Annotated in this window: 13 protein-coding genes; 3 read left to right on the top strand and 10 right to left on the bottom strand. The window is 61.2% G+C overall.

The window, feature by feature from the left end; genetic code table 11:
* Positions 1-391: 391 nt before the first annotated feature.
* The 3 genes from A4R35_RS11115 to A4R35_RS11100 all read right to left on the bottom strand — a co-directional run bounded on the left by A4R35_RS11115 (position 392) and on the right by A4R35_RS11100 (position 5391).
* Positions 392-736, bottom strand: coding sequence for a histidine triad nucleotide-binding protein (locus tag A4R35_RS11115; protein WP_112429333.1), 345 nt, complete (start codon positions 734-736; stop codon positions 392-394).
* Positions 737-829: 93 nt separating this feature from the next.
* The gene (locus tag A4R35_RS11110; protein WP_112429331.1) at positions 830-1369 is read right to left on the bottom strand and encodes a hypothetical protein; all 540 of its coding nucleotides are present in this window, start codon (positions 1367-1369) and stop codon (positions 830-832) included.
* Between the two features lie 917 nt (positions 1370-2286).
* Positions 2287-5391, bottom strand: coding sequence for a helicase C-terminal domain-containing protein (locus A4R35_RS11100; protein WP_189361670.1), 3105 nt, complete (start codon positions 5389-5391; stop codon positions 2287-2289).
* Positions 5392-5801: 410 nt separating this feature from the next.
* Between A4R35_RS11100 and A4R35_RS11095 the strand changes: the two genes are divergently transcribed.
* Positions 5802-6512, top strand: a complete 711-nt coding sequence (locus A4R35_RS11095; protein WP_170293056.1) for an NUDIX hydrolase — start codon at positions 5802-5804, stop codon at positions 6510-6512.
* 102 nt (positions 6513-6614) lie between these two features.
* Here the strand turns inward: A4R35_RS11095 and A4R35_RS11090 are convergent, their stop codons facing one another.
* The 3 genes from A4R35_RS11090 to prfA all read right to left on the bottom strand — a co-directional run bounded on the left by A4R35_RS11090 (position 6615) and on the right by prfA (position 10363).
* On the bottom strand, positions 6615-7451 hold the full coding sequence (locus A4R35_RS11090) for an HAD family hydrolase (RefSeq protein WP_112429323.1): 837 nt from the start codon (positions 7449-7451) through the stop codon (positions 6615-6617).
* Positions 7452-7804: 353 nt separating this feature from the next.
* Positions 7805-9043, bottom strand: coding sequence for a pyridoxal-phosphate-dependent aminotransferase family protein (locus tag A4R35_RS11085; protein ID WP_112429321.1), 1239 nt, complete (start codon positions 9041-9043; stop codon positions 7805-7807).
* Between the two features lie 219 nt (positions 9044-9262).
* Positions 9263-10363: a peptide chain release factor 1 gene (gene prfA, locus A4R35_RS11080; RefSeq protein WP_112429319.1), complete on the bottom strand. Its 1101-nt coding sequence runs from the start codon at positions 10361-10363 to the stop codon at positions 9263-9265.
* A 987-nt stretch (positions 10364-11350) separates the two neighbouring features.
* Here prfA and A4R35_RS11075 point away from each other — a divergent pair.
* Positions 11351-12031 (top strand): YtxH domain-containing protein, encoded by a 681-nt coding sequence (locus tag A4R35_RS11075; RefSeq protein WP_112429317.1) that lies wholly within the window; start codon positions 11351-11353, stop codon positions 12029-12031.
* A gap of 157 nt (positions 12032-12188) precedes the next feature.
* On the opposite strand, the gene A4R35_RS11070 is transcribed toward A4R35_RS11075, so the two are convergent.
* Positions 12189-12890: a histidine phosphatase family protein gene (locus tag A4R35_RS11070; protein WP_189361668.1), complete on the bottom strand. Its 702-nt coding sequence runs from the start codon at positions 12888-12890 to the stop codon at positions 12189-12191.
* Between the two features lie 2 nt (positions 12891-12892).
* Positions 12893-13939 carry a phosphotransferase family protein gene (locus A4R35_RS11065; RefSeq protein WP_189361666.1) on the bottom strand — a complete coding sequence of 349 codons (1047 nt, stop codon included), beginning with the start codon at positions 13937-13939 and terminating at the stop codon, positions 12893-12895.
* A gap of 445 nt (positions 13940-14384) precedes the next feature.
* Between A4R35_RS11065 and A4R35_RS11060 the strand changes: the two genes are divergently transcribed.
* Entirely contained in the window at positions 14385-16616 is a 2232-nt protein-coding gene (locus A4R35_RS11060) for an ATP-dependent Clp protease ATP-binding subunit (RefSeq protein ID WP_112429311.1), read from the top strand.
* Positions 16617-16772: 156 nt separating this feature from the next.
* Here A4R35_RS11060 and A4R35_RS11055 read toward each other — a convergent pair whose 3' ends face one another.
* Complete coding sequence (locus A4R35_RS11055; protein ID WP_112429309.1) at positions 16773-16952, bottom strand: hypothetical protein; 180 nt, start codon at positions 16950-16952, stop codon at positions 16773-16775.
* 34 nt (positions 16953-16986) lie between these two features.
* Positions 16987-18390, bottom strand: coding sequence for an MmgE/PrpD family protein (locus A4R35_RS11050; RefSeq protein WP_112429307.1), 1404 nt, complete (start codon positions 18388-18390; stop codon positions 16987-16989).
* Positions 18391-18415: the final 25 nt, after the last annotated feature.

Below are 18415 nucleotides of genomic sequence, written 5' to 3'. Positions count from 1 at the left end.
GCCAGCCTTCGCTCAGACCCGGTAGTTGCTTGGGCGCTTGTCTGTTCCTCTTACTCAGCTTGGCTCGTCTGGGCGGTTCATTCACAGCTTTGCCTGCCTCTCTATTGGCTGATGAAAGAGGAGCCAGAGACAAGGCATGCGAGAGGAGGCCAGAGAGCGAGACCGGCTTGCCAAAGGCCGGCGATCCTACCGCGGGGCCGTAGAGACCCAACCCGAAGCAACCCACCTGTTTCCACCAGCTCGCGGAACAGTAACGACTCGGATTGGCTCAGTCAAACCATGCCGAAATGACGAGAGGGGCGAGAGGCCGCGGTGATGCGGAGCCAGGCCAGGAGGCGCTGGCGATTCTCGCCCCAGAGTAAGCCGGACCGGGCCGGGCCGGCGCGCAGGGCTAGCCGGGCGGCCAGCCGAACGGGCGCCCGCCCAAGAGATGGAAGTGCAGATGAAAGACCGATTGTCCGGCATCGGGTCCGACATTGGTCACAAAGCGGAACCCGCGCTCGGAGAGGCCGAAATCCTGAGCGAGCTTGTTGGCGACGACAAAGAGGTGGGCGAGTAAGGCCCCATCCTGCTCCGTCACCTCCTTCATCGAAGCCAGGTGGCGCCGCGGAATCAGCAGCACGTGATGGGGTGCCTGTGGATTGATGTCCGCAAATGCGACGACCTCAGCATCCTGATAAAGGATCTTGCTCGGGATCTCGCCGTTGGCGATCTTGCAGAACAGACAGTCTTGCATAGTTGCCTTCCTCAAGCCAAGAGCGGGCCGGGGCTGTCTGGCTCAACCGTGCAGGCAGAAGAGCAAGCCAGGAGCCAGCCCGGCTCTTGCCGATTACTCCTCCGAGGTTGGCTGGCTCTCGGCGGCGTGCAATGTAGATTCGACGCTTCCCGAGCCAGCGCTCTCCCGAGGGAGAGAGACGGCCTCGGGAGTGGGCGAGGTGACCATCATAGTACCTGCCGGCAAGGCTGGCACCGCTTGCTTATTGTCCCCGGCCTGCAGGCCCGTTGTCAATTCCTGAGTATGCAGGCTAGGATCATTGTACTGCGGCAGCTTCAGCTCCTGGCGGATGAGGCGGATCGCCTGGTAAACCACAGCGGGTTTGAGCGAAAGCTGCTGCGCGATGGTACGATGGACGCCGATTGGAGGTACAGGGAGAAACGGCTCATACAGGGACCGGATCTTCGCCAGTTCTTCGCTGTTCCCTCGATAGGGCTGGACCTCCCACCAGCTTGGCAGCCCCTCGCGCTCGCGCAGGGCCTTAACGATCTTCTTTACTGCCGATTTAGGGATATTCAGCTCGTGGGCAATCCGCGTTCGGATGCCGTCAAACTCAACGGGCTGGGCCAGCTCCTTGTAGCGTGCTTCGACCAACGCTATCTGCTCCGGAGTAGGCACGAACGGGGCCGGCGGAGGCGTTTTTTCGCGCTTGGGCTTGACCGACTGTGGGAGAGGCTTCGCTGCTTTTGCGGGCTCCTTTGCCTGTCGATGATGATGGTGGTGGGCGGCCTGGCTCGATCCCGGTCGAGCGCCTCCTTTCCCGCTAGGGCCGAAGCTGGGGCCAGAGCCAGCACCGACGGGTTTGGAGAAAGGACCGGTCTGACGGGGGCCGCGCGCCGGAACGCTTTCCACGGGAGAACGTGGACGCTGACCCAACGAAGAGTAACCGCCGCGGAAGAGAGGACCCCGGCGCTCTGCTTCCCAGTACTGGGCGGGGCCACGTGGCCCTGTCCACTCCCGTTCCCGTTCTCGCTCCCGCTCCCGCTCTGCGCGTAGAGGGCGCTCCGCAGGTCGTGGCCGTGGACCTTCTCGCCCCGGGTGACGCGCATCGGCAGGAAGGCGAGAGGCTGGCCCCTGTGGTGATCTGGAACGCACAGGTGGCTCCGGCTCACTGACCTTGATATCCTGCAGATGATCAAGCCAATGGTTCGTCCCTCCTGGAGAGCTGGGAGGCCGCGGGGGTGGTGGCACTGGGCGGGGCGCGCTCACCGGTCGCTGTGGTCCTGTTTTGGTGACCTGCTTCTCCCTCCGCGATTTCTGATTACACTCAGGGCAAAGGGCTTCTTTAGCATTAACCGACTGGAATCGCTTGCCGCAGTTGATGCAGCGCATCTTGACTTTGCTCATGCAGTTCTCCCTGTACCGCTGGATACAAGAACTTCTCTCACTCGCGTCGGAATGCACTTCCTAGTATAGCAGCTTTACCCGGAGCGTCAATTGTCTTAGAAAAAGATCCTGTTTCCCCATTGATATTGCCGAGTGCGCAATAATGCCTAGTACCGGAACATCTGTCAATTGTCCGCTCCCAGGGAAGGCTGACGCCCATTCTGGAAAAAATGGTAAACCTCTTCCAGCCGATCGGTGCGACGGGCGGGCGGTAGGGCATTCAAAATCTGCCGGCCATAGCTCTTGGTGTAGATACGGCTATCGAGAATGGCCATCACGCCGCGATCCTCGCGTGTGCGCAGCAAACGGCCCAAACCCTGTTTGAGGCGCAGTACGGCCTGGGGGAGAACGTAGGAACCAAACCAGTTCTCGCCGGCCTCTTTCATGAGCGCGACGCGGGCGGCGTGGACCGGGTCGTCAGGCGGGTCGAATGGCAGCTTATCGATGACCACGAGCGAGAGGGTTTCGCCGGGGATATCGACCCCTTCCCAGAAACTCTTGAGACCGAAAAGAACTGCAGGCTCCGCTTTAAACTGGCGCAGCAACTCGTTGCGTGGCCAATCGCCCTGGCGTAGCAAGCGGAAAGGCACGGCACTCGCCTGCAGCAGCTCGTAGACTGCGTCTAGCATGCGCTGACTGGAGAAGAGTAAGAAGGCGCGGCCCTGAGAGGCGTTGACCAGGTGCAACATTTCGCCGGCGATAGCCTCGGTATAGCGTCGCACGGCTTCGCCTCCACCATAAGCTGGTTCGGGCAAATGGCGCGGCAGGTAAAGCAGAGCATTCCGCTCGTAGTCAAAGGTCAGGGGAAGAATCCGTTCCTCTACCTCTGGCATATCCTCGTAGCTGAGGCCGATGCGCTGTCGGAAATAAGCAAAGTGGGGACCCTTCTCCTCGGGCCGCAGTGGGTGTGGCCCGGTAGTAGCCAGTGTGGCCGAAGTGAAGATGAGGACCGGGGTCTTGAGCAGCTTCTCGCGCAGCCAGGAGGTCACATCGAGCGGAGCCGCTGAAACCTCGATATGATTGCCACGCTGTCCTGGTTGTGGCGCACGTTCCAGGTAATAGACATAACGTTCGGGTTGATTGACGGAGAACACGATGCGAATGTGCTCGGCCAGATTCTGCGTGCGCTTGAGCAGCCGATCGTAGAGCGTGCTCTCCTTTTCCGGCAGATCGCGGGGGCGCTCCTGACGCAAGGAATCGGCGAGCTGGGCGATGACGGTCGCCAGCTGCAAGCCCTCCTCCAGTGGTTTCTGCAAGTTCAGGCGTGAGCCGGATCCACAGGAACGAGCCAACTGCTCCAGGCGGTGCCAGGTTGTGAGCCAGGCACGCTCGGCCTCATCCTGGAGGCTCAGGCGACTATGCTCCTTCAGCATGCGCTGGGCGAGCAGCGTTCGAATCTGGTTGGGACTGATGGTGATCGTGAAGGCGCGCGTGGCCTCCTCTTCAAGGTGGTGAGCTTCGTCCAGCACGATGACATCCCGCTCGGGGAGCAGGTGACCCTCCAGGGCCGCATCGAGGAGCAGCAGCGTATGGTTGACCACAATAATCTGAGCTTGCTCGGCGCGCAGGCGCATCTGTCGAACATAGCAGTCGAAGAAGAAAGGGCATTTGCTCCAGGCGCACTGATCACGCTCGGCCACGATACGGCTGCGCAGGTCGGCAGAGAGAGGGAAATCAAGGCTCTCGATATCGCCGTTGAAATCGGCGTCAGGGTCCTGGGTCAGCTCGTAGAGACGGCGGAACTCGCGATTCTTGGTGTAGAGCTGCAGGCCAAGGCGCTCGTTCTCGAGGCGATCCAGACAAATGTAGTTTCCCATGCCTTTGACCAGAGCCGCCTCGAAAGGCTTGATGTGCTGCTGGACGAAAGGAATATCCTTGTAAAAGAGCTGCTCTTGCAGCGCTTTGTTGGCGGTGCTGATGATAGCTACGCGGCCAGAGCGAACAATGGGAACGAGGTAAGCTAGCGATTTACCGGTCCCGGTTGACGCTTCGAGAATGGCATGGTGTCCTTGTTCCAGGGCACGGGCCACAACCTCGGCCATAGCGATTTGGGGAGGCCGCTCTTCGTAGCCTGGCAGACTGCGCGAGAGAATACCGCCCTGGCGCAGATCGGCCCGTACGACGGCCAGGAGACCTTCCGCTTCTTCCCCCTCTGCAGGCCTCTCTCCCTTCGGCAGGGCTGTACCAGCGGGTGCAGTTTCCCGGGCCAGTGTCCTGGAGGGAGCAGCTGGGGCGGGATGAGCGGGAACAGCGCTGGTCGGTAGCGGTAGCGCTGAGGCTGCCCGCTGCATGACAACAGGGCTGATCTCGCTGGGCGATGCCGTCAGCGCCGGAGAGGGAGATTGAATAGTTGGTCGCTCGACCGGACTCTCGCGCTCTTGCACCAGGTAGAGATGAGGCAGGCCCTTGATGGCGGCCAGACAGGCATCGGCGAAAGCGCGCACATGAGGGAAACGCTCGGCGGGATCAAGAGCCAGTGCCCGCAGGAGAACTGCCTCTAGCTCTGCTGAAATGCTCGGGTTCAGGTCGCGCGGTCTGATCAGCAACTGGCGTTCCTGTTGAGATAGCAGTTCTGAGGCCGTCCCTCCCTCGTAGGGCGGGCGCCCGCAGAGCCAGTGATAGACCAGGGCCGCCAGGGCGTACTGATCGCTGGCCAGCGAGGGAGTGCCGCGCAGATGCTCCGGGGCTTTATATGGCAGGGCCGCGGGCTCGTCGTCATACGTCAGGCTCCCATGGCGGCAGGCCAGAGCAAAGTCGGTCAGCACAGCATTAGCAGGCTCGCCAAGGATGCAGCCCGTGTAGAGATTACCGTGCAGCACCTTGCGCTGGTGAGCCACATGGAGGGCATCGCCAATAGCCAGCAGCACCGGCAAAATTTGATCAGGGAACAGGCGAGGCTGTTCTTGAAAATAGTGCTCGATGCTCTTGCCGGGCAAGTCATGCAACACGAGATAACCGTAGAGCCGATCGCCGGCGGGCTGGCTAAAGAAGCCGTAGTCTCTCACCGAGGCGATGGTGCGATTGCCAGAGAGCCTCTTGAGCTGGCGCGCTCGTTCCTGAAACAGCTGCTGGTCGGCCTCGGTAAGCAAGGGGAGAGCACTGACCTTGATAAAGACCTCAGCACGGGAGCGTTTCGTCGGCTGACAGCGGTAAAGGGTGCCACTGGCGTTCTCCTTGATTTTCTCGGCGATGGTGTAGGAATCGATCTGGTGCAAGTCTAGACCTGCCATCAATGGCTCTCCCCCACAACTGAACAGATGTTTGTGCTGCCTGTGCCAGTATATCACAGCCGTCGTCAGGGGACAATGGCGGCCCGACTGGCGGCGATGGGGCCTGGGGCGTTCCTCTCGAACTGGGAGAGCCAGCCACTCTAAGCGTTCCCACTTGACAGAAGTGCCGGAGTCAGCTATTTTAGCGTAAACGAGACACGCATTGTGAGGAGCGTGGCACAACACGCAATGGATGAGCGAGCGGGCACCGGGGAAAGGTGCACGCTTCTCGCAGCGGCTACCTGACCCAGAGACCGACGCATCTTGCTCTCGCGCCGCCATCCTGAGTGTGGCCTCTTTTCACCACTGAGCTGTCTCCTGGCTTTCTTACCTTATTCCAGATGACAACTATGGGTGAGCAGAACGAGCAGATGAGCAGTGGGCAAAGCCAGAAACCGAGTGCAGAGGCTCAGGCCCATCATTATGACCCCTCGAAGTATGAGCGGCCATCGGTGACCGTTGACGTGGTGATGATGAGCATTCGCCAGTCAGATCTGCAAGTGCTGCTGGTCAAACGGCGCTCCTGGCCGTATGAGGGCATGTGGGCGATCCCTGGGGGCTTCGTGCGCATCGATGAGTCGCTGGAGGATGCAGCCAAGCGTGAGCTGCATGAGGAGACTGGTGTTCAGGACGTCTATCTAGAGCAGCTCTATACCTTTGGTGACCCTGGTCGTGATCCGCGCATGCGCGTGATTACAGTGGTCTATTATGCCCTTCTGGACTCGGAGCGCTTGCAGGTGCGGGCAGCGGATGATGCCAGTGATGTCGGCTGGTTTTCGATGTACAATCTGCCGGAACTGGCCTTTGATCACGCCAAGATCCTGGCCTATACGCTCCAGCGTATTCGAGGCAAGCTGGAGTATACGACCATCGCCTTTAACTTGCTGCCAGAGCAGTTCACGCTGCGCGAGCTTCAGCGCGTCTACGAAATCATTCTTCACCGCAAGTTGGATAAGCGTAATTTCCGCAAGAAGATTCTCTCCACCGGTATTCTGGAGGATACCGGAGCCAAGAAAATGGAAGGAACCCACCGACCCGCCCGTCTCTATCGTTTTAACCCGGCGGCTGTTGCACGCCAGTAGGGCGGGACGGCGGGAGCTAGCTGAGGAGGCGCTCGCATCTTGCCTTGTCGTTGCAGCGCTTCCTTCCCCACTCTGGAGAAAAAGTGAGATCTACCCCTGCCGTCAGGGCCTGTCTGGCTGTTGCTGTGCTCCGTCCTGGTCCTTCGTCGCGGCTTGCAAAGCCAGCGGAGCCTCTTCGTCACTCTGGCCTGGCTTAGAGTAGCCTGGCAGTTCAAGCAGCGTCAACAGCTCTGTCAGTGAATGAATGAGGATACAGTCGACATCGTGGTTGCGCAAGCGGTGGGAACGGTCCAGCAGCACGGGTGTAATGCCGGCTGAGCGAGCGCCGAGCACATCATGGATGTAGGAGTCGCCGATGTGCAGCGTGTAGTCAGCAATAGCATTAGCGCGCTGGAGGGCCGTTTCATAGAGAAGTGTCGATGGCTTGGCGTAGCGCGCGATTGCCGAGACAATCACGCAGTCGAAGAAGCGTGTCAGGCGGTGACGGTGCAGGATGGAGTTGAGGCTGATGCCCCAGTCTGAGATCACGCCCAGGGTATAGTGATGTTGTTGCAGCACTTCCAGTGTGGGCACGACGTCAGGAAAGACCTCCCAGCGCGTATGCGTCGCGAACTCCTCTGTGATGGCTCGGGCCAACTCGTAGAGACGCTGCTCGCTGCGCTCATCGACGGCTTGACGCAGCATACTGACGTAGTAACCCAGCCATAGCTCATTGATAGCCTGCTCGCTGGCCCAGATATGGCGGTTCAGGCGAACCTGGCGGTAGAAGAAATCTTCCGCCTCGATCAGGCCCTGCTTGAGGCGTGTCAGGTCGACGCCCAGGCCAGCGCGCTGACAGACCTGCTGACAGATCTCAACAACCGAAGGATAGGGCTGCAAGAGAGTCTGGCCAGCGTCAAAGAAAATAGTGCGAATTGCCTGGGGTTGCTCAAGACGCATAGTTACCTCTTTTCCAGTCTGCTCGCGAGCAAGTTGGCGTTATCGTGCTGGCTGCCGGCAAGCCCAGACAAGAGCCTGCCCACTCACCTCACCTTGTGACTGCGGAAGCGACCATCTTCGCCGCCGGATGGACTCCTCGCAGTTTCCTGGTTCCCCAATCTGTGGGAGGCTACTGGTGGGACTGGACGGCGAAGATTGAGGCGCTGCCGTGCCGTGCCATCAGCGACTCACAAGCGATCTGGCCCCCGTCTTCGGCCAGGGACTGCAGGGTGGGTGGTGCAGGAGAGCAGGCTCTCTCTCCTCTAGCTTGCTCACTGGCATGCTGATCAGTATATCCGATCAGCTTCCCACTATCAGGCGTGCTCGGAAGCCTGATCTGCCTGGCTGTAGACTGTGGCTGCGGCGCTCAGGGCTACCCCAGCCTGAACTGGCCATCCGTGCGAGGGCAGGAGCTGCTCAAGGGCTGCCAGAACTGTCTCGACGTTCTTCCGGCAGGCATTATAGCCCATGAGTCCGATGCGGAGCAGATGGCCTTTCAGAGATCCGAGGCCGCCGCCGACCTCGAGGCCGTAAGCCGTCAGCAGTTGCTGGCGCAGTTGATTCTCGGAAACCGAAGGGGGGAGATTGACAGCAGTCAGCACGGGCAGCTCGTAGCCGGGGCGCGGCAGCAGGGTCAGGCCCAGAGCTTGCAGACCGGCACGCAGCGCCTGCCCATGAAGACGGTGACGCTGCCAGCGGGTCTCCAGCCCCTCTTCCAAGACAATGCGCAGGGCCTCGTGCATGGCAAAGAGCAGGTTGCTGCAAGCCGTATGATGATAGGCGTGATCGCCGTTCCAGTAGCGTTGGAGAGCCAGTAGATCAAGATAATAGCTCTGCACCGGTTTGCGACGTCGCTTGATCACCTCAACGGCGCGCCCATTGAGGGTCACTGGTGCCAGGCCAGGAAAGGCTCCAAGGCACTTCTGGCTGCCTGCATAGCAGGCATCGATCTTCATCTGCTCAATATTGATGGGAATGCCGCCCAGACCAGAAACCGCGTCAACAACGAAGAGTGCCTCGTGTGCGTGGGTGATCTGCTCCAGTTCTTCCAGCGGCTGGAGCAGGCCCGTCGAGGTCTCCGCGATGGCCGTGGCGAAAAGCTTCGCTTCGGGATGCCTGGCGAAGGCTGCAGCCACCTGCTGCGGATCGAGTGGCTGCCCCGGCTCGCTCTCTACCAGAATGACATGAGCCCCGATCCGCTGGGCAATTTCAGCAATCTTCCCGCTGAAGAAGCCCAGGCTCCCGGCAATGAGCGTATCGCCCTCCTCCAGGAGATTGCAGAGCACGGCCTCAGCTCCCGCGAAGCCTGAACCGGAGACGCAGAGCGTCAGCTCATCCTGCGTCTGAAAAACCTGGCGCAGCTGGTCTGCGATCGCACCGAGCGTATCAAGCAGAAAAGGATCGAGGTGCCCAAGCTGCGGAGCGGAGGCTGCGCGCAAGACTCGCGGGTCGACGTTGCAGGGTCCTGGACCGAGCAGCAAGCGGTAAGGAGGATTAAGTTCAGAGAAAGTTCCCTGGGCTAGAGAAGTTTGACCCGGCCGTGGTGGAGTCATCGAAGAAAAAGCCTACCTTTCACTCAGAGAAATAGCATGACCATACCCTCACCATCCTCATTGCCCTGCGCTCTTCACGGAAGTAGAATAGCACATCGTGGCCATCCTTGTTGGAAGGCTGGACTGATGCCCAGGCCCGGAGAGAGGGCTGAAGCAGGCGGAGTAGCAGGGGTAGAGAGGCGTGCGTGCCTGAGACAATCAGCCCCCTGCTTCCGCGGTTTACTGGACGGTGGCAGGCTCTTCAGCAAAGAGGCGCTGCAAGCGATCGGCTTGGTCGGCGGCGATCAAGTTATCGATGAACTCGTCCAGCTCGCCATCGAGCACGCCCTGCAGATTATAGCGAGTCAGACCGATGCGGTGGTCGGTCACGCGATCCTGGGGGAAGTTATAGGTCCGAATCTTCTCGCTACGATCGCCCATCTGTACCTGTGAGCGGCGCGCTTTCCCCAGTTCCTCCTGGCGACGAGCCTCCTCCAGGTCCCAAAGGCGCGCTTTCAGGACCGAGAGTGCTCGCTCCTTATTCTTCAGCTGCGACTTCTCATCCTGGCAGGTTACCACCAGGCCGGTAGGCAGATGGGTAATGCGCACCGCCGAGTCGGTCGTATTCACGCTCTGGCCGCCGTGGCCCGTCGAGCGGAAGACATCGATACGGATATCGCTCTCCTTGATCTCGATATTAATTTCCTCGTCGGCCTCGGGGAGCACGATCACCTTAGCGGTGGAGGTATGGATGCGCCCGTTGGCCTCGGTCACGGGGACGCGCTGGACGCGATGGGTGCCTCCCTCGTATTTCAAGCGGCGATAGGCCCCTTTGCCACGGACCAGGAAAGTGATATCTTTGATCCCTCCCTGATCGGTCTCGTTCAAATCGAGAACCTCGATCTTCCAGCGGCGCTGCTCGGCATAGCGGCTATACATGCGGAAGAGGTCGGCGGCAAAGAGGGCGGCCTCCTCACCACCGGCGCCGCCCTGGATCGTCACGATGGCGTTCTTCTCATCCATCGCATCTTTGGGCAACAAAGCCAGCTTGACATCCTCGGTCAGCTGCTCGCGGCGCTCTTTCAGGCGCGCAATCTCCTCGCGCGCCAGCTCGCGCAGCGCGGGGTCGTCGCTTTCGCGCTCCAGCTCCTCGGCCTCCTCCAGCTCTTTGAGCGTTGTGCGCAGCTGGTAGTATTTCTCAACGACTTCTTCTAACTCGGCCTGCTCACGCCCGTAGCGTTGGAGCAGAGGGACATTGCTCAGAACCTCGGGCTGGGCCATGAGCGTATTCAGTTCCTCGTAGCGATTGGCCAAACTTTCAAGCTTCTGCATTAAATCCATAGGTGATCCCTCGCTGACTGGCTGGTACTAATCTCGCGGCAGGGCTGCCCTGGTGGGCCAGGTGTTGGCCTGGCAGCTTTGCCGCTCCGCGTCTCTGGGCCTCTTGCCCCTGCAGAGTGACCAGCCTGACCGGTGATCATGCCGCTATGCATGCGCGCCCGGCATCGCGTTGCAAGGACCAACCTGGCGCGCTGTGCAGAGGATCTCGGCAGGAGAGCAGTTCAAGCAGCTTGTCACGCTGACACATGCAGAGCAGGCATGGCCCTGTTCTGTTCTGAGCAGAGAAGGAAGGTGCTACCCGGCAGCGAGCAGGTAGCTCTCAGCGCCAGTAAGACTGGCGCGACGGGCAACGGATGATAGACGCGGAAGATCGCGCATGATGACAGACAGGAACAAGCCCTTTTCATTGTATTATAACACAGCGGCGCCGATCTTTCTGACAGCTCCCGAGTGGTTGCTGCTATTGGCAAGCATCTCTATACTCAAAAGTGTAAAGCCTGGGTCGGACCAGGGTCAGACGAGAGAAAACAGGGTTCCTGGTCGAGCCGGGCCAGGCCCAGTGAGCGCGAACCAGAGGAGGTGAGAGCAGCTCTCTGCCCGGCTTAGAGCGATATCGGATATCGGGGCCAACGACAGTCTGGCCTCAGCTAAGTAAGGGAGGAGAGAGACTGAAACGCTGGCGAGATGGCTCTCCCCCTAGACAGGCATCTTGTGCCCGAAGGGGATGAAACTTGCCGTCCTATCGGATCGTGCCAGGAGCAGGTTCTCTACTCGTGCCAGCGGGCGCGCCGGACGAGATGGGTGCGTGAGGTGAGCGGGGGTCAATGAGCGGCGTGGCCGGCCCTGCTCGCTCATTTGCGCGCAGGCAGCGCGGCGTTCGGTGAGGAACCACTTGCTTCCTGCCGACGACAGAGTAGGCATCAACAGCGTGAAAGAAAGAAAAGAAAAGAAGGGCCTGTCTACAGCGAAAGGATGTGATGAATAGCGATGGCGAAAGGTAATGGCTTTGCGCCAGTAACAGAAACCCTCAAAGAAGTCCGTGCGCGTACAGCAGACATGGCGCGCACCGGTCTCTCAACCGTCCAGGACAACGTGCAGACCGTGCTAGAGCCGCGCCGTCGGCGCCTTCTCCTGAAGCGCCTGCGCGGGGGACTGCGTAGCACCTCGGGGCGTGTTGAAGATCAGCTTCAGCAAAGGCGTCAGGCCCTACAGCGTGTCTGGCGCGGCAGCCGCAAACCGGTTAAACGTTCGCTAGAAGAAGCCCAGCGAGAGGGTGGTCGTCTCAAGAATCTGCTCAGCGAGCAGTTCAGCCTGCTGCTGGGAGCGCTGGCGGCGGGGCTGGGTCTTCTCCAGGTGGCCGTCGAGCGCAGTATGCGCGATGCTCGTGGCAGGCTGGAGCGCGCGCGAGGCAATCTGGCAGAAGCGCGCATCGTCTGGCAGCAAGAGCGCGAACGACGAGCCCGCCGCCGCCGCCGTGCTCGCCTGCTCTTCCGCATCGGCCTGGTGGTCGGCATCGTCCTCGCTCTCCTCTTTGCGCCGCGCCCCGGCCAAGAGACGCGGCGCCGTCTAGGTGGCTATCTCCGCAACGTAATTGCCTTTTTCCAGTCGCGACCATTCGTGCGCTCCGAGTCGGAGAGTGCCGAACACGTACCGCTCAACGTCCGTTAAGGCTCTTCAGTTGAAGTTCCTGCGTGAACGGAATGGAACGAAACTGCCAGCGTGGCGAACAGAAAGGGCCGGCCTCTGCCAGGCGGACCTTCTTTCTGTCCGCCACGCCTGCCTGCTACTCGTCTCGTCAGCGCTTCCTTCCCGTCTGGTGAGTGGCTCAGCGCCGCTGCAGGTGGCAGATATCGTTCAAAGCAAAGAGCACGCGTTGGGTTCCAGCCACACGTACCACTGTGATCGAAGTATTGGCTGCCGGGAAGAAGAAGTCGCGCTCCAGGCCTAAGACCTCAGCTACATAGGCATTGATTACTCCACCATGCGCAAAGGCGATCACCCGTCTTCCAAGATGGGCGTTAGCGATCGCGTCCAGCGCCTGGACCACGCGCGCCCGGAAGACCTTGGACGGCTCGCTGCCCTCGATGGCATCCCAGCTGCCAGCGGCTCCAGCCAGGCGGATGATATCCATCTGGCGCTCTTGTAGCGTGCGGGCCAACAGCTCTAGATTATCTTCCTCAGCGGGTAATGGACGCACCATACCGAGCCGGATCTCTTGCAGGTCGGGGACCACGATGGGCGTTAAACCCAGACGCTCGGCCAGAGGAGCTGCGGTCTCGCGGCAGCGGCGCAGGGGGCTACTATAAATAGCCGCGAACTCCAGGCCGGCCAGGCGCTCGGCCAGAGCCAGGGCCTGCTCCTGGCCTTTACGAGACAGAGGAAGATCATCGTAGAGACCGCCCGGGATCAGCTCGTCTGCGGGAGGGAGCGCATCGCCATGTCGGACCAGGAACAGCTCGGCGGCGTGAGAGCGCCGTAAGAGGAAAGGATCATCTAGCAACAAGGGAATCTCCTCACCAGCATTCACCGTCAGCGTCCTCCGCTGCTGCTGCGATGACAGACCTCCAGCGCCCGTCGAGCCAGGGCTGGAATACCCGCCTCCAGCTGCTCAAAGAAGGGGTCGTCGGTGGTGCCGGCCCGGTAGCGGGCGTAGCTGCCCTCCAGCAGAATGGCCAGCTTCCAGATTGCCAGCGCCTCATAGAAGTCCATCTCGCGCACAGAGCGCCCGCTACGCTCAGCGTAGTATTCCTTCAGCTCGTCGCGCGTCATAAAACCTGGTTGCTCCATAACGCGCCAGGTCTCGGTATCGAGGGCCGGCGGTGGGTCGCCAGGCTCGCGCCAGAAAGAGAGCAAGTAGCCGAGATCGGCCAGCGGATCGCCGATCGTCGCCATCTCCCAATCGAAGATCGCCACTACCCGCGGCTCATGCTCCGCATACATCACGTTATCGAGGCGATAGTCGCCGTGGACAATGGTCGACGGTCCAGAGACGGGCAGATGGGCCTTGAGCCACTCCGTCACCATATCCAGCTCGGGCAGTGGGCGCTGGCGTGAGCGCTCTAGTTGACCGATCCAGCGGCGCAGCTGGCGCTCCAGATAGCCAGTAGGCCGGCCAAAGTCCCCCAGGCCCACAGCTTGCCAGTCGACCGCGTGTAACTCGACCAGCGCCTCGATCAAGGCCCGACTGATTGCCTGGCGGCCCGCCTCATCGGCGCCATAGGGAGGGAGCGTATCGCGGATGATGTAGCCGTGAACCCGCTCCATAAGGTAGAAAGGGGCTCCGATCACGCTCGTATCCTCACAGGCCAGAAGCACGCGCGGCGTCGGCACCGGGCTGTTGTTGAGCGCCTTCAGGACGCGGTACTCGCGCAGCACATCATGGGCAGTGGGCAACAATGGACCGCGCGGGGGCCGGCGCAGCACCCATTGCTGATCGCCGCGTGTGATGTAGAACGTCTCGTTGGAGTGTCCTCCGCGGATACGCTCGATCTGCAAGGGCAGGTCCTCGCCCGGCAGCTGCTCGGCCAGGTAACGGCGGAGTTTTTCCTCGTCTATGAGAGGGGGGAGTGTGGTCATACTGCCTCCTTTGTCTACGAGCCTGGGATTCCCTGCAGGGAGCTGCATACAGGAACATCGCTATATATGATAGCGCGCACGCTCGCGTTTTGGCCAGGCAGACATGTGCAGGCATGGAGCAAGCCGGGTGGCTGGGGGAATATTTGAAGCTGAAACTTCCGTTCTAGATGGTGACGAGAACGAGGCAAGGAGATTGCCAGACTGTCTAGTCTCGTTCCGCTCGTGGAGAGATGCGAGAGGGAAGGAATTTGGGAATAAAAGGGCGGGGCCTGGTGTTATTCTGGGTAGTTAGCAGTCAAGAGTGGCGAGTGCTAGACAGCAGTGGAAAACCTGTGCTATAATGCTGGCAATCACCCGCGCAGATTGCTAAAATTCCCGGGGATGAGAGAGAGCGGGGCGCTGGAGACCGGAGCTGCCGCTCCCCCGGTTGAGTGAGGAGCCTGGAATGAAGTGTGAGCGATGTCATAAAAATAACGCCAGCATCAGCGTCGATCTGCTCGTGGAAGGGCGCCATGAGCGGCATTATCTCTGCCAGCAGTGTGTCGATGAGCTGATGCGCTCATCGATGAACCAGGCGGGTAACTTCTTCGGGCAGGGCTTCCCGGCGGCGGCCTTTGGCTTCTTCAACGGCCATGAGGCGGCTAACGGGCGCGGGACCAGGACTGCTGAGCGTCAGGCCAACAGCAACAGCAAGACGCCGACGCTGGACCAGTATGGGCGGGACATCACGGCGGAGGCAGCGCAGGGGAAGCTTGATCCGGCGGTTGGGCGTGAGCGTGAGCTGCGTCGCTTGATCACTGTCCTGGGTCGCCGGCAGAAGAACAACCCGGTGCTGATTGGCGAGCCAGGTGTGGGTAAGACCGCCATTGTTGAGGATCTGGCGCGGCGTATCCACGCGGGTAACGTGCCTGCCCCATTGCGCAACAAGCGCATTGTGGCGCTCAACATCGGCGGTATGATTGCCGGCGCAATGTTCCGCGGGCAGTTTGAGCAGCGCATGAAGGCGATCCTTGATGAGCTGCGGCAGGCGCCGGATGTCATCCTCTTTATCGATGAGCTACATACCGTTGTCGGAGCAGGTGCGGCGGAGGGCGCGGTCGGTGCGTCGGATATGCTGAAGCCGGCGCTGGCGCGCGGTGAGATCCGTTGTATCGGTGCGACGACACTTGATGAATATCGCAAGTACATCGAGAAGGATGCGGCTCTTGAGCGCCGCTTCCAGCCGATCATGGTCGATGAGCCGACGGTGGAGGAGGCTATCGCCATGCTGCGCGCCGTGCGGCCCAACTACGAGGCCCATCACGGCGTGACGATCCCGGATGAGGCGATCGAGGCGGCTGTCAAGCTCGCTGATCGCTACATCAATGATCGCTTCTTGCCCGATAAGGCCATCGACGTCATGGATGAGGCTGCTTCGGCTCTGCGCCTGGAGGCCCTGGAGAAGGGCATCGTGAGCCCGGCGATGATTACGGAGCTGGAGCAGCAGCTGGCCGATATCCAGGCCAAGAAGGAGGCGGCGGCCAATGCCGAGGACTATGAGCGCGCGGCTCTCCTGCGCCAGCAGGAGCTGCTGACGCTCCAGAAGTTGGAGAAGGCTCGCTCTGAGGCCGATGCCTCCTTCCAGTTGATCGTGACGCCGGAGCTGATCGCTCAGGTGGTCGAGAACTGGACGGGCGTCCCAGTGACGCAGATGATGGAGAGCGAGCGCCAGAATCTGCGCGATCTGGAGGAGCGCCTGCGCAGGCATGTTATTGGCCAGGATGAGGCCATTAACGCGGTGGCTCGTGCCATCCGCCGCTCACGGGCGGGATTGAAAGATCCGAAGAGGCCGATTGGTTCCTTCCTCTTCCTTGGCCCGACGGGCGTTGGTAAGACCGAGCTGGCCCGTGCTCTGGCGCGTGAGCTGTTCGGTGGCGAGGAGAATATGATCCGCCTCGACATGTCGGAGTACATGGAGCCGCATACGGTCTCGCGCCTCTTCGGTAGCCCTCCCGGCTATGTGGGCTATGAGGAAGGCGGCCAGTTGACCGAGCAGGTGCGGCGTCGCCCCTACAGCGTGATCCTGCTGGACGAGGTGGAGAAGGCCCATCCCGAGGTCTTCAATGCCTTGCTGCAGATCCTGGACGATGGTCGCCTGACCGATGGTCAGGGTCGCACCGTGGACTTCAAGAACACGGTGCTGATCATGACCAGCAACGCTGGCACCAATGAGCTGAGGAAGGCGGCGCGTATCGGCTTCATGCCGATCACTGGCGGCGGCGAGCGCGCGGAGCAGTACGAGGCGATGCGCGAGAAGGCGCTTGAGGGCCTGAAGCAGATGTTCCGGCCCGAGTTCCTCAACCGTATCGACCAGATCGTTGTCTTCCATTCGCTGGGCAAGGACGAGCTGTACCGCATCGTCGATCTGTTGCTGGGTCAGGTGCGTGAGCGCCTGCGCGAGCAGAAGATCGAGTTGGTGATCAGCGATGAGGTGCGCGGGTTCTTGCTGCGCGAAGGCTACGACGAGGAATACGGTGCGCGTCCTCTGCGCCGCGCTATTCAGACGCACATCGATGATACGCTGGCCGATGCCCTGTTGAACGGTGAGATCGCCTCGGGCCAGACGGTGCGCCTGGTGCTGCGCGATGGCCGCGTGGTGGCCGAGACGGTAGTTCCTGAGCCTGAGCCAGCTGCCTGAGAAAAGCCTGGCATCTCTATTCAAGGCGTCCATCGATCCCTCGATGGGATCGATGGACGTTTTTTTATGCTTGTACCTGAGCTGTTGGCTGGTCGTTTGGGGGACGTTGCAGTAAGAAATGCTGATAGCCGTCGCCGATCCTTTCCTCCTGAAGGATCAGGCCGACAGCGGTAAGCCAGATCCGCACTTGCTCCAGGGTGGGATAGGAGTGATAGCCGCCGTGATGGGCATATTCGCCAGGGATGAGTCGCGATCATAGGATGGCGCCGGTTGATCGTAACGTTCGGCGGTCAGGCGTCGCCGTTCCTGCAGCCAGACGGTGCGCTCTAAGGTCACTGCTCTGCCTCCCTCTCTGTTCTCTGGTAGGCTGCTAAAGCAGGCTGGACCACGAAAAGTGCCTGAGCTGATCGAGCTGGCGAAGGTACCTGATGAGAGCCTCGCGCCTGGCGTCGTCCTCGATGGCGGCGGAGGCCAGCTCATGGAAGCGCTCGGCCAGTTGTTCCTCGCTCAGGGGATTTTCAGGATCGCCGAGCGGGTAGCGCACGCTGGCGCTGAAAACCTGGCCATCGTCCATCTCCACACTGGCCGTAGCGCGCCACTCGGCTGGGTAATAGCGGTCTAGCTCGGGATCGCTCTCGCAATCGACGCGCTGCATCAGGGCGCGGATCTCAGGGTGCTGCAGCCAGGTTTCGCGGAAGACATTCAGGCCGGCCTGACCAGTGATCAGGGCTACGGCGGCCCCGAAAGGCATGCTGAACTGGGCGTCGACGACGTTGCCAGGCCGCCGCTTAGCCTCAATGGGGTCGGCGACCAGGCCACGCCCGGCGCTCAGCACACCGCAGCGTACGCGGCGGATATGGCGTGGGTCGGGGGCGTGCTGGCGGCGAATGGCCAGCAGGCAGTCGATGGGGCCATGCATATAGCGACAGCAGGCGTAGGGCTTGAGCGAGACGCGCAGAATAGCGAAGTCCTCTGCGCCGGTGGGTGGCTGCAGCTCCGCTGGAAAGCTGGCATCAGAGTAGGCCCGCAGGAAGCCATAGCGTCCACTGAAAATCTCCTGCGGCCCGCGAAAGCCAGCGGCGGCCAGGCGCGCGGCGGTGATGCCGGCGTGGGCACTCCAGCCGGGGTGCAGGCGTTTGGTCCAGGCCCCGTCATCGAGGTAGGCTAACGAGCCAGCCGTCATGCTACCGGCAATGCCCAGGGCTTGCGCTGTCTGCTCCGCTGTGAGACCCAGCAGGCGGGCGCTGGCAGCGGCGGCGCCGAAAGTGCCGCAGAGAGCGGTTGGATGGAAGCCGCGGGAGTAGGCCGAGGCGGGATTGAGGGCGGCGCCGAGGCGCAGCGTGATCTCATAGCCGGCCACGACGGCGGCGTAGACATCGTTGATAGGGGCGGCCAGCTGTTCGGCCAGAGCCAGCGCCGCAGGAAAGATCGCCACGCCCGGATGCAGCGACGAGCGGTTCTCAACGTCGTCCATTTCCAGGCCGTGGGCGGCCACACCGTTGACCAGGGCGGCCCAGGCAGCTTCGGCCCGCTCACCGCGTCCTAGCAGTGTGGCCCCAGGTCTGTCAGACGATAGACCAGCCCGCGAGGACTGTACGACTCCCATCGTCACCAGCAGTTGATAGGCTGCCTCGCTGGATGGGAGCCGTGCGCCGCCCAGAGCGACAGCCACATAGTCAAGTAAAAGATCGCGAACTTTGGTGCGCACTCGCTCAGGCAGGGCCGTCCCTTCCAGCGAAGCGCAGAAGCGTGCCAGCGCTTGCGTTGCGCTCATAGAGCACCTCGTCTCTTTCTGTGGG

Source organism: Thermogemmatispora tikiterensis, from assembly GCF_003268475.1.
Taxonomy (GTDB): Bacteria; Chloroflexota; Ktedonobacteria; order Ktedonobacterales; family Ktedonobacteraceae; genus Thermogemmatispora; species Thermogemmatispora tikiterensis.
This window is presented reverse-complemented; position numbering and strand designations above follow the sequence as displayed.

Excerpts from the sequence above, each read along its gene's own strand:
- A4R35_RS11060 (WP_112429311.1), top strand. The coding sequence starts at position 14,385 with ATGAAGTGTGAGCGATGTCATAAAAATAACGCCAGCATCAGCGTCGAT.
- A4R35_RS11095 (WP_170293056.1), top strand. The coding sequence starts at position 5,802 with ATGAGCAGTGGGCAAAGCCAGAAACCGAGTGCAGAGGCTCAGGCCCAT.
- A4R35_RS11075 (WP_112429317.1), top strand. The coding sequence starts at position 11,351 with ATGGCGAAAGGTAATGGCTTTGCGCCAGTAACAGAAACCCTCAAAGAA.
- A4R35_RS11050 (WP_112429307.1), bottom strand. The coding sequence starts at position 18,390 with ATGAGCGCAACGCAAGCGCTGGCACGCTTCTGCGCTTCGCTGGAAGGG.
- A4R35_RS11115 (WP_112429333.1), bottom strand. The coding sequence starts at position 736 with ATGCAAGACTGTCTGTTCTGCAAGATCGCCAACGGCGAGATCCCGAGC.
- A4R35_RS11090 (WP_112429323.1), bottom strand. The coding sequence starts at position 7,451 with ATGCGTCTTGAGCAACCCCAGGCAATTCGCACTATTTTCTTTGACGCT.
- A4R35_RS11065 (WP_189361666.1), bottom strand. The coding sequence starts at position 13,939 with ATGACCACACTCCCCCCTCTCATAGACGAGGAAAAACTCCGCCGTTAC.
- A4R35_RS11085 (WP_112429321.1), bottom strand. The coding sequence starts at position 9,043 with ATGACTCCACCACGGCCGGGTCAAACTTCTCTAGCCCAGGGAACTTTC.
- A4R35_RS11100 (WP_189361670.1), bottom strand. The coding sequence starts at position 5,391 with ATGGCAGGTCTAGACTTGCACCAGATCGATTCCTACACCATCGCCGAG.
- prfA (WP_112429319.1), bottom strand. The coding sequence starts at position 10,363 with ATGGATTTAATGCAGAAGCTTGAAAGTTTGGCCAATCGCTACGAGGAA.